General features: G+C 32.1%; 8 protein-coding genes. 4 read left to right on the plus strand and 4 right to left on the minus strand.

All coding sequences use genetic code 11. From position 1 onward, the window contains the following. The first annotated feature begins 838 nt into the window (after positions 1–838). From LPB87_RS06330 to LPB87_RS06340, 3 genes are all read left to right on the plus strand, one after another. The gene (locus LPB87_RS06330; protein WP_230605328.1) at positions 839–2032 is read left to right on the plus strand and encodes a pentapeptide repeat-containing protein; all 1194 of its coding nucleotides are present in this window, start codon (positions 839–841) and stop codon (positions 2030–2032) included. A gap of 27 nt (positions 2033–2059) precedes the next feature. Further along, positions 2060–5236 carry an SIR2 family protein gene (locus LPB87_RS06335; RefSeq protein WP_230605329.1) on the plus strand — a complete coding sequence of 1059 codons (3177 nt, stop codon included), beginning with the start codon at positions 2060–2062 and terminating at the stop codon, positions 5234–5236. A gap of 794 nt (positions 5237–6030) precedes the next feature. Continuing rightward, a complete protein-coding gene (locus LPB87_RS06340; RefSeq protein WP_230605330.1) occupies positions 6031–9159 on the plus strand; it encodes a P-loop NTPase fold protein in 3129 nt (1042 codons plus the stop codon). Between the two features lie 95 nt (positions 9160–9254). Here LPB87_RS06340 and LPB87_RS06345 read toward each other — a convergent pair whose 3' ends face one another. Genes LPB87_RS06345 through LPB87_RS06360 form a run of 4 tightly spaced genes read right to left on the minus strand, consistent with a single transcriptional unit; the run spans position 9255 to position 11759 of the window. Then, positions 9255–10565, minus strand: a complete 1311-nt coding sequence (locus LPB87_RS06345) for a PcfJ domain-containing protein (protein WP_230605331.1) — start codon at positions 10563–10565, stop codon at positions 9255–9257. Continuing rightward, positions 10562–10939: a Cas9 inhibitor AcrIIA9 family protein gene (locus LPB87_RS06350; RefSeq protein WP_230605332.1), complete on the minus strand. Its 378-nt coding sequence runs from the start codon at positions 10937–10939 to the stop codon at positions 10562–10564. The genes LPB87_RS06345 and LPB87_RS06350 overlap by 4 nt, the downstream gene beginning before the upstream one ends. Positions 10940–10970: 31 nt before the next feature. Continuing rightward, on the minus strand, positions 10971–11330 hold the full coding sequence (locus LPB87_RS06355; protein ID WP_230605333.1) for a hypothetical protein: 360 nt from the start codon (positions 11328–11330) through the stop codon (positions 10971–10973). A gap of 39 nt (positions 11331–11369) precedes the next feature. After that, a complete protein-coding gene (locus LPB87_RS06360) occupies positions 11370–11759 on the minus strand; it encodes a single-stranded DNA-binding protein (RefSeq protein WP_230605334.1) in 390 nt (129 codons plus the stop codon). 474 nt (positions 11760–12233) lie between these two features. On the opposite strand from LPB87_RS06360, the gene LPB87_RS06365 reads away from it, so the two are divergent. Continuing rightward, positions 12234–12491, plus strand: coding sequence for a hypothetical protein (locus tag LPB87_RS06365; protein ID WP_230605335.1), 258 nt, complete (start codon positions 12234–12236; stop codon positions 12489–12491). Positions 12492–12575 lie beyond the last annotated feature (84 nt).

The raw sequence follows: 12575 nt of genomic DNA on the forward strand, positions 1-12575 counted from the left end.
AACAGTGAACTAGAAGTGAAATTGTAGAAAATATTTTATCACAAGAATTGTTAAATACTTTCTTAAATATAAGATTGATTTCAAATGAGTTCAATGCTTTAACAGCTATGAAATACTATACATTGTTTCAGTACTTATCGTAATTTTTGTTTCAAATTATTGACTTACTTTTCTTAGAGAGTATCTTTCTATAGTAGTAACAACAATAGGTTTGTTGGTAGTTGGAGTTATTGGTGATAAAAATTTGTAAGTACAAATATAAGTTGATTATACAGTTGTTTTTGGCTCTTATAATTGCATTTTCAGGAATAAAAATAACATCATTATATGTGTTTTTTGGAGTTCTGTCACATGTGGAAACAACTTTTATCTTTAGAATTTTAAATCATGAAAAAATGAATACTAAAGATTGTTATCGAAAATACATAATTCTTCAAGCAATATATTTCAAATTAAGATTTACGCTTAGTTATTGTGACCTTTAAATGCTTGAATTATGAGTAAAGATACCTTATCTCTGTATTTATGGAGTTTAAAATACGCTAAATTCGGAGCCAGTAATTAGCAAGCCTGTGTTTTGTAGAGCTCAAGAATTTTAGGTACAAGAGGGAGGCAGATTCGAACCATTTTAATTTAGAGAAATAATATGCTTAATGTAATGGCTTGGCCATTCGAACCTTAATTCTGTAACGCTTGTTTTTGCGGGATGTTTGATTCTTGTAAATTATTTGTGCCACGATTCGGTGACCTATTGCATTTTTTCTTTTAGAAGGTAATTTTTGCACAGTATTATATTATATTTATAATTCTAACTAACTAATCAAATTTTTAACAAACTGTGGATGATTTTAAAACTCTAATACAAAATAATAATTACCAAAATTGCATATCAATTGAAGATAATAATGGTATATATTTTTGTAAATTAAGTAACTATGATGAAAGCAATATTTTTATCTTAATAAACTTTATAAGAAATATTGATACCGTAATGAAAATTCACATTGATTCAACATTGGCGTTTCTTGAATTAACATTTGATTCAAAAATTAATATGTCAAATTGTGTATTTGAAGAGATGTTAATCTTTAGAAAATGCATTTTTAAAGCTAAAGTAGACTTTCGGGAATCTACCTTTAAAAAAAAGGTAAACTTTAATGAAAGTAGTTTTTTAGAAAAAATAAGATTTCATAGTAGTGTCTTTATAAAAACAGTATCTTTTAGAAATACAACATTTAAAGAGTTAGCAGATTTTTGGAATGTTACTTTTACAGATGTACAGCGTTTTTATCTGACAGACTTTTTGGGAGTAACGATTTTTTCACATGTTACTTTTGCCCACCAAGTTCAATTTATTTACAATAAAATATCCAAGGATACAATAATTAGCTTTGAAAATGCAGATTTCAAACAATCTTTGGATATTTCCAGAGCCAATTTTTGGTGTAAGCTAAATTTCTGGAGTGTAAAAATTAATTACCTGCCTACTGAAATATGGTTATACCAAACAGACGAAATTATTGAATCACAAAACACAAATAATGAAAAAGCTTATCAGGTTTTAAGGGAGACGTATAGAATTATTAAGGATGTGTTCTATAAAGAAGGTAATAATATTGAAGCTATTTCATTTTATATGAGAGAAATGTCTGCTTATGGTAAGGAATTAAAAGTTGATAATGGAAAAAATAAAATCGAAGAGCGAACTTCTTTATTTTTTAATAAGATTTCAAATGATTTTGGGACAAGTTGGGCAAGGGGGTTACTTTTTGTTTTTGGAGCAACGATAATTTTTTATAGTTTATTTTTAATCTTTCTATGGGATGAAATTTATTACCTTCCAACTGAGAAAGGTGTTGCATCTTTTTTTAGACATTTTTTTGAATTTTTGAATATTGCAAAATGGGATATTAAACCATTTGGCATAACTGATTATAATTATTCATACATAGTCCTGTTTATCGGTAGGATTTTCATCGGTTATGGATATTATCAAACAATTCAAGCATTTAGAAAATATGGTAAATCCTGATTATTTTAAATAAATTTATTTTTAGTTATGATAAAAAAAACAATTGAAGACGAAGCAAGTCTTTTTCTAAGTTATGATGCATTTTTAAGATCATTTAAGCGCAATGTTGATACACCTCATTCATTTTTTTTAGGTGCTGGAGCGTCAATTACTTCAGGTATTCAGTCTGCATATGATTGTATTTGGGAATGGAAAAAAGATATATATTTATCAAAACATTTAAATACGTCAGAATTTTATAAGAGCCATAAAAATGAATCTGTGCGAAGTAGTATTCAGAAATGGTTAGATAATGAAGGTGTATATCCAGCTTTGGATTCTTCTGAAGAATACAGTTTTTATGCGCAAATGGCTTATCCAATAGCTGATGATAGACGAAAATATTTTCAGAGTTTATTTGAGAATAAGGAACCCTATATAGGTTATAAAGCATTATGTTTGCTTGCTAAAAATGACATAATTAAATCAGTTTGGACAACAAATTTTGATGGGCTTACAGTAAGAACAGCTTTTCAAAGTAATTTAACTCCAATTGAGATTACTTTAGATAATGTCGATAGACTATTTCGCAACCAAAGTAAAAAAGAGCTTCTTTCAATTGCGCTCCATGGTGATTATAAATACAGCACACTTAAAAATACAGAGAAAGAATTGGATTCTCAAGATGGTACTTTTTCTAAGCATCTCGGAAATTATCATGTTGATAAAAATCTAATTGTAATTGGATATAGTGGTAGGGATAAATCTTTAATGAAATCTTTAAATGATGCATTTACTAAACAAGGAGCGGGAAGACTTTACTGGTGTGGTTATGGTGAAAAAATTAATAAAGAAATTGAGGAACTTATAAGAAATGTAAGAACCACAGGACGAGAAGCATTTTATATATCAACTGATGGATTTGATAAAACTCTCATTGATTTATCAAAATCTGCATTAGAAGATAATTCAATATCATTAGCATCACTTAATTCTATTTTAAAATTGGCTAATAATGAGGAATTATCTAAAATTGAATTTAGCCAATCTATAACCAGAACCGATAAATATTTAAAAAGTAATTTACATGCTATTGTATTTCCAAAAGAATTATTTCAATTTGAAGTGGAATTCGGAGATAATAAACCTTGGTCATTTTTAAAAGATAAAACTAATAATACTGATATTTGTGCAATACCTTTTAAAAGAAAAGTTTATGCGCTAGGTACATTATCGGGTATATCAAGTGTTTTTAAAAATGTTTTAAAAAGTGAAATTAGAAGAGTCCCTATTTCAAAGTTTGATATTGATAATGTTAGTTCATTTAGGTCTTTAATGATTCAAACCGTTATTAAGCATTTTTTAAGTTATGGAATATTTGATTCAAATTTAAAAGATAAACTTTGGCTTAGAAATAGTGATAATTCATTTGGAGATAAAAAAACACATAAGGCAATTTACTTGTCGTTTTATTTTGATAAAAGTTCTAAATTTGGTTATATGTCTTTTAGCCCTTCGATACATATAACAAGTGAAAATGAAATTTCAAAGGAGGAAAAACAACGAATTAGTAAAGAAATTTTAGAGAAATTACGTAATGATAAATTTGATGAAATTTTAGAATATTGGAATACAATTTTGTTTAATTATAAAAACTTAAAATTCGAATACCCATTAAATTCAGGAACTGGTTTTGAATTTCAAATTTCTAGAAATACTGCTTTTGCTGAGATAATGGTTTTAGACCCTAACTATAGAGTTTATAAACCTTCTGATTATAATAATAAATTAACTCAATTTAGAGGTGTTCAGTATTTGGAGCCTCAATTAATATTTCAAAACAGTTTATCAAATTCTCATACGAAAGATTATCATCCTATGCGTGCTTTGACAAATAACCGACCGTATGATAATAACTTGAATGGAATTATATATTCTAATGAGGTTAATCTAGCTGTCATTTGTGGTAAAAATTATTCAAAAAAAATGTTTGATTTTTTAAATCAACTAAATCTAAAACATCCTACGGATAATATAAACCCAGATTTTTTGATTGAATATCCTGGTTTTGCATCGGCATATAATCTCCCAATAAATATTCCCTATTATGAAGATACCGATAAATGGATAAATATTGAATTAGAGAAGTCTAATAAAAGTGATAGTGAATATGCAATCATTGTGGCTAGATTAATAACTTCAAAAATTGAACAAATTATTAATATTCAAAGTCAACATACGATTGTAATTTTTATACCAAAGGAATGGCAGGCATTTGAGACCTTTCAAGAAAACGGTGAAACTTTTGATTTGCATGACTATATAAAAGCATTTTCAGCTTCTAAAGGGGTTTCAACACAGTTAATTAGAGAAGAAACTTTAGATGATAGATTGAAATGTCAAGTTTACTGGTGGTTATCATTATCTTTTTATGTAAAATCATTGAGAACACCTTGGATTTTAAATAATCAAGAAAAAAACACAGCATATGCAGGAATTGGTTATAGCATTAAAAAGAATTCAAATGATAGCGAGGTTGTAATTGGTTGTAGTCATATTTACGATTCCAACGGTCAAGGATTAAAATATAAGTTATCAAAAGTGGATAATTATTTTTTAGATAAACAATCAAATCCCTTTATGTCTTATAATGATGCCTTTCAGTTTGGAGTTTCTATTAGGGAGCTTTTCTATAATTCACTCGATAGATTGCCTGAAAGAGTTGTAATACATAAGAGGACAAAATTCACCGATGACGAAATTAAGGGAATTACTGCTAGTCTGAATATGGCAGGTATAACAAAAATAGATTTAATAGAAATTAACTACGAAACTGAGGCTCGTTTTTTATCTATGAATGTGTTTAACAGTTTACTAAGTATAGATAAATTTCCAATATCAAGAGGGACTTGCATTGTTACAAATAAATATGAAGCTCTATTATGGACTCATGGAATTGTTCCTTCTGTCAGAAATCCAAATTATAGATATTACTTAGGAGGAAGGAGTATTCCAGCACCTATTAAAATAACAAGACATTATGGAGAATCAGATTTGAACACGATTGCAATTGAAATTTTAGGACTAACAAAAATGAATTGGAATTCGTTTGATTTGTATTCAAAATTGCCAGCGACTATTAATTCGTCCAATCAGATTGCTCGTATTGGGAAATTACTGGCAAGATTTGAAGGCAAAACATATGACTACAGGCTATTTATTTAAAGAGAACAAGAGAATTACAATTCATTAATTTTATTATTTTCCGTAATTTCGTGGGATTTTTTATTTATGATGTTGACTGCTACACCAGCAAGCTTATAAAGAATATTTCGTATTATGATTATTTCGTCATCAGTATAGGTAATCCCCTTCTTATTTAAAATTTTCTGGCATTTTGTAAGTGATAACATTTATAAAATTAATTAGTTAGTAAAGTGTTTTATTTTTGTATAATGTTGGTTTTTTAATAAACTATTTTTTTAATTTTAAGTATTTAACGAATGGTTTGCTAAAATCTTCATCTGGAAAAAAAGGATGCGTTGCAGTCTTATTCTCCAAAGATAGTATATGTTTAGAAATATCTTCCCCAAAAAGGAAACCTGCTTTTTCAGCTAATGGTATTAAATCTATAATATCTAAAGGAGGATTACTTACTCGAATATATATTTTAGTGAAATATGGTTTTCCGTAATGGAGCTATGAATTAAAAAGTGATATTTGATAAAAAAATAAGTATACGTGAAAAGTACATTGCTTATTATTTGATTAAAAAAAATGGAGGAATACGATATGTTGATTATATAATTGAGGGAAAGAATTACTTGGTAACAATACTATCCATAGCGCTGCTTTTACGCCCAATGATAATCATGGATAATGACGTCTATAATTTTAATTATTCATAACCATTGTATAACAGCTTTTTATACTATAATTTCAACACTCGTCATCTTAAGGAAAAATCTTAACAATGTATTATATTTTTTCTACTTTAGTTCCCTATATACCTTTTACCTATGAGTGACCTTTACAAAGTTGCATTAAATCCTTCGCCTGCCGATTTTAACTTTGCCTTTGCACCAATAAATAAAGAGGGAGCAATTGGAAACCTTAATTCCAAAATATTACTTGCATTTGGCTATAACCAAACTGCTTTGAAAGGACTTAACCTCGAAAGGGGGTGTTATTTGTTTACAGTTAATGAATCCGAAGTGATGTTTGTCGTTACAATAGATGGACAGAGGCCAACAGTTGAGCTAATTAGAGAAAATCTTTCTAAGGCCTTAAATATGTATGCTCTGGAACTTTCAGATAAGAAAATATTCCTACCCCTCCTTGGTACAGGTAATGCAGGATTGTCGTATGAAGAAAGTTATGAAATCATATCATCTGTCCTTGAGGAGAATCATGAGATTTTAGTATCTGTGTCAGCTGAATTTATTATTGCTATACCAGAGGATCAAATGGGCAAAGAGCTTTATGATAAGCTTATTTTGGAAAATAATATTGAAGGATCTGATATAATAATGGCTCTTAAAAATTATAATTATCGTTTTTTTCTTGTCGGATCCAACTGGGATGGTGTTGACCAGGCTTCACGTTTTTATGAACAGGGAATCTGGGAAACCGGTTATGATGAAAAGTATGCAGAGGTTATAAATTCTATAAGCGAAGGTGATTTTTTAATTCACAAGTCTACCTATCCGAGCAGGGATGGGGATTCATTTCTAAGATTTAAAGGCTGGGGCAGGGTAACCCGAAATCTGGAAGACGGAACAACAATTGCCGTAAAATGGGTGGAGAAAGACCATAAAATTGATATCAAAGATTTAGGATTTTACCGCAACACAATTACCCAGCTTTCTTTCGATGATCTGCAAAAGATATTTGATACTTTACCGCAAGTTCTACTAGATGGTTTGATTGATGCGATAATGAATCAGGGCGACGAAGATATGCATCATATTCCAGGTCTGGTCTGCGATGGTGATACGGGGATTGACTACCTTAACATAGGACCTGATGTCAATGCTTTTTCTCTTGTTCTTGCCGCGAAAACTTTTCGTCCGCCGCTCGCAGTAGCTCTTTTGGGCAAGTGGGGCTCGGGAAAAAGTTTTTTTATGAAAAAACTCAGAAAGGAGATAGAAGATTTGTCCGCAAGTCGTACAGGGTATTTCTGTGAAGGTATTGTTCATGTTCATTTCAATGCTTGGTCCTACATGGATACCAACCTGTGGGCCAGTATAACAACAAATATCTTTGACGAGCTGAATTACTATATAAAGAATGACAGTCTGGCAAAAAACAATACAAGGATAATCGAAGAGAAATTGGTAAAAGATCTTTCCGCTGCCAAAGAAGAAGTAGCCTTGCTTGAAAACCAAAAGAATGAAATAGACAGCCAGCTTAAAAAGCTTGATGAGAAAAAGAAGGATACTAAAGAGGATCTGGATACCAAAATAAAGTTGTTACGAAATAAATCGTTACAGTCTGTTTTAAACGAAGTTGATACTCAATTCAAAGTAGAAACCGAAATTACCAAAGCACTCACTGAGAATCCTGGTATTGAAATGGATATTGCCCACTTTAAAAAAATTGTCCCTGAGGAGTATTGGGTGAAACCCGATGAACTTTATGAAAAGGCAAAAAGCTTTCCAACTTATTTTAAACTCTTTACTACTGATAAAGCTGCAAGATATAACTGGCTTTGGGTATTTGGTACTCTCGCTATTATTTTTTTGATACCATTGCTGTTGGGGATATTTGTCAAGTTTTTTAAATTAAATGTTGTTTTGGTGACCCCATCGCTTTGGATCCTGATAACTGCGGGTGGGGCTTTATATGTTCGGGCTGTGAACACGTACAGGAAATTTCAGCCTTTTTTAAGAAAAATGTGGACCATAAAAGAAGATTATCTTAAACAGCGTGCAACCGCAATTGACGAATTCAATCAGCAGGAAAAGGCACTGCTGCAGGAAATCGAGTACAAGACAAAAGAATTGGATTCCATAAATGCACAGATTACCAGTGTAACTGTAGTTAAATCCACCATTGAATATAAAATAACCAATGCGCTAACTACAAGTACACTCTATGATTTTATTGAAAAAAGGTGTAACAGCGATGACTATAAAAAGCACCTTGGTCTTGTTTCTATTATTAGGAAAGATTTTCAAATACTAAGTGAACTCTTTACAGGCCACAGCGAAGAGCTGCTGAAATCAGGTGAAAGCGCAGAGTTTCGAGCTTTGTTTAATAAGCCCTTGGAGCGAATAATACTTTATATTGATGATTTAGACAGATGTCCTGAAGAAAGGGTTGTAGAGGTATTGGAGGCAGTAAACCTGCTAATGGCATTCCCGCTTTTTGTTGTGGTAGTAGGTGTGGATCCTGTATGGGTAAGAAATGCCCTTACGGTCAAATACCTGCAAAAGCATGAAGAGGGAAAGAATGGTTATAAAGGAATAGATCCTTCTGATTATTTGGAGAAGATATTTCAAATTGCTTTCCATCTGAAAACCGCAGATGACAACGATATCAAAGACATGCTTAGAGGATTGTCCGAGGTACAGGAACTGCCAAAAGTTAAAAAATCCGATCAGACGCTGAAATCTAATCAAAATGCAGATGCACAGGAAACCTTGGAAAATGCTGATCCGTTAGTGCAGATTGATTACCCAATAATTCAAAAACAGCAGATTCGCAAAGAAACAATAGTAAAAGCTTTAAGCTTTACTGAGGAAGAACGCAGTTTTATTGAAGAGATGTCAATTATTTTAGGCAGTAGTCCAAGACTAATCAAGAGATTTATTAATATCTATAGGATTATAAAATCCCATGAATACATGAGAAGTCCTGAAATCGGCAAAGAAGACCTGGAGTTGGTTTTACTGACCCTTGCATTATTGTTAAGCAGATACAGACCGGTAATAACATCACTACTTCATCATTCCCAAGGTCCTAAACAGACAATCAAACTGGTTGATTTTCTTTACCCTTCAACTAATTCTGATGATGAACTAGATTTAAAAGATTTAAAAAGTGATTTATTAAAGGTTCTTGTTGTTCACAAACCAGAGAAGCTTAAAGCTAAATTAACAGATTTTAATAAGCATGCTTTCTTCATTAAGAGATTTGCTTTTTAAATTATTTTCTGTAGAAAATTAATATAGCTTATTGGCTTTACATTGTCAAAGGGATGCCAAGCGGAAAAACCGAAGTTACTTCGGTTTTTCCGCTTTTAGCGTTTTACAGACTTTCCTTTCTTCATTCGAGAATGTATCTGATACAAGTTTTTCTTCATTAGGCTCATAATGAGTTTATGATGTTTTGATTTGTTATTTTTTATGCCACGACATTGGGTTATTTCCATTTTAGAAAGAGATACCTCAATAGTTTCAACAGGAATATTATCTATTCTAGCAGAAAATAACAGGGAATTATTTTTCTTGTGATATTCATTGGTAAAGATGCAGTGTTGTAGGATATCACCCTCTTCCATAAAATCCTGCACGTTTTCAAGAACTGTAATATTCAGATTTTGATGTGAAAAACAGAGACCAAAAAAACATTTTTTTTCTTCTGCATAAACTTTCTGTACTTTCTGTATTTCAGCACGCATTTTTATAAGGTATTTTTTTCGTTGCAATTCCCTTTTTTTCGCAACTAGTTTATCATGTGATGCGTTTAGATTTTCAGGACAGACAAAAGAAGGACAGCTTAGGTCTTTTTTAAACCATTGAAGTGTGGCAATATAATCCTCCCAAATAGTGTAATCCGTAATGATATAGTTGTTTTTTAAGCAAACTTTTACGGCTTGCCAGTTACGTAGAATCTTCTGATGAGGTGACTGCAAGTAATAAGAAAGTAGAGAAGTTTGTTTCGCTTTTAAAATCGTTTCTGCAATGGAATCTTTTAACAGCGCAGTAAAGAGTATTTGTGGAGCGATATTATAAACCCCTGTTTTAAATCCATTTCTTTTTAGGATAGGGAGCACTTTCATATGTGGATAAACCTTGTAAGGATTAATTTGGTATTTGGGCGAGTTCTGAAAATTTTTTGGTCGTATTTCAAGGGAGGAATAATATTGCCACGCATCATAAGCATGCGAAAAAACATTTGTACTAAGGGACATGGTACGAACTTCTCCTTTTGGATTTATCCAATGTTGCATCACTTCTTTGTGAGAATAGGTCGGGGTAACATTCTTTTTCATGTGTTTGTGTGAGCAGATTATACGAACGACTTGATAGTCTTGGCAAACATCTAAAACGCCGAAGTATTCAATTTCTCTGAAATGCACCTGATTACATCCCTGGATTTTGAGTTTCCCCCCACAAGAGGTACATTTTATAAACTTCTGGCAAGATTTACTTTGAGATTCGGGTTTCCAAGAATGTGCACATTCAAAGCAATGAAATTTTCCACGTGAGAGTACACCCCATTTAAGGAATATGCTTTTTTCTGCCCAAGTGTGCATCTGTGCTGTAATGGGTTTCAAGGTACTACTCAAATTAGAAATCTCTTTTTCTATAATCGATTTAGGTATCATAGGTCAAAAAATGTTAAGGTGGTCTGCAGGGTTTTGGGAGTATTTATTACTTCCCTTTTCTGCTCGGTATTTTGTGGTGTAGTTGCAGGAGTGAATAAATCAGCCTTTACAGGCTGATTTACCACTGCTTTACAGCTAATAGGAGCAGGCGCAAGAATACTGTCATCACTGTAGTATTTGACAGCTATATCGTAGATTTCCTGATTGTCAAAGGCACATAATCCTGTTTTTTTGACTTCGCCGAAAATGTAGTTGATACAATTTTCAAGGCTCTTTGATTCTTTGGCAAAGTGTGAAGCAAAGGCAGTATCGCTGAGCGCAGTTTCACTCAGGTAATTCTCTATAGCGGTTTTAAATTGGTCAGAAGCTTTCATAAGGCAAAAGATTTAAGATTAAAAATGGGTGTCACTCAAAACTGTTTCTGTAGATGTCATAGCAGTATTCTTCGAAACAGAGCCAACAAATAAAGGTGTAGTGGGGAAGGCGATGCCTATTTTTTACAGACTCTCCAAGAGAATCTTCGATTTCGTCTTTGATGTTTTCCAAATCATTCAAATGCTCGACATAAAATTCTTTACAGTCTGAGTGGTATATAAATTCGGAAATCATACCACTCATGCATCCGCCATTTTGTAAATCCTCTAAATAGGATTTGAGCTGTTCTTTTTTAGTTCCATCATAAGAATCCAAATCGGACAGGATTATTTTATTAAATGCTTGGCATACTTCGTACTCTTTGTATATTGATTTTTTTAAGGCTTTCATAATTCATTTCTTTAGGCTTGTACATTATTTATCGGGATATTAAAAAGGCAGGTCGTGAGGTTCTTTTTCGGAATCCTTTTTAACTGCGGTATGTGTTTCTGGGGTCTCTTGGGGGGCTTTGGCAAATGCAAGTATTTTAATATGACTGGTGTGAAAGGTCAGATTGCCATGCACCTTAGCATCACTGCCGATGTAGACATTTAGACCGATGCGCCCAAATAACTCGACTAATGCGCCTTTTTTGAGCCACTGCGCTGATTTTGACGACAGCCAATAGGCGCAGTCGATGTAGGTTACCATTTTTTTAACTTCGGTGCTGTTTTTGGGTTTATAGCTGTCATTGACTGCTATGGAGAAGTTTACCACCTCACTGTTTTCTTTTACTTTAAAAACGGAGGCATCTTTTACAATTCGTCCTGTAATTTCCATGATACTTGATTTTTTGGTGAATATTTTTTTTAGTTTTCTTCCATCGCTTTTTCGCTGAATAAATTTTTTCAAAAGAAAAAACGGGAAAAAAGAAAGCACAAATCAAGTGTCCGGTTAAGGAGCCGGAGTGCTATAAGTCCCGAAGGGCGACGTTAAGTCGTTATGCGCATGCAGGTGACGGCGGGCACTATTTTGGCTGCCCTTTTAGTCCGTTTTGAATGTAAATGGAATTAAATTTTAATTGTTCATATTTTTATGATTGAACCCAATCATGCTGTTTTGATTTTTAGTATTTTTAGGTTTGTAAAATAGGGAGTACAAGAAGTCTGTTTTCGTAAGTTACTTACTTGAATTCTTGAGGTAAGCAGAAAATAAGAGGTAATCAAGAGATAAAAACGAAGGAACTACCCTCTATATCTTTTGACTTTTAAGTCTATTATTTTACATGATAAGACAAAATTAAATAGCAATACCATGGATAAAACGATAAAGCTTAGAGTGAAGAAGGAGATTGATAATAGGAATGAGCTTCAGGTATTAAAACTAAAAGGGAGCTTGATTACCAAAGGGTATACTGAGATTATCCATATTGCCGATGAAAACGAAGATTTTTATCTCAATTCGTTTTCGACTGCTGCCGATCATAGAAAAGAGGCAGAAGATTTTGTATTGGATTATATTTCCAGTCATGATCTTACAGATACCATTACGCTTCTGGGTATGGAGCGATAATTTGCGAGCGCATATTTTTTTTAAAGCAAATCCAGTTATTTTTTTTTCAACTATTGCATTTTCTATTGAATTTAGGATGATCTA

The sequence above is a fragment of the Flavobacterium sp. EDS genome (genome assembly GCF_020991525.1).
Lineage (GTDB): Bacteria > Bacteroidota > Bacteroidia > Flavobacteriales > Flavobacteriaceae > Flavobacterium.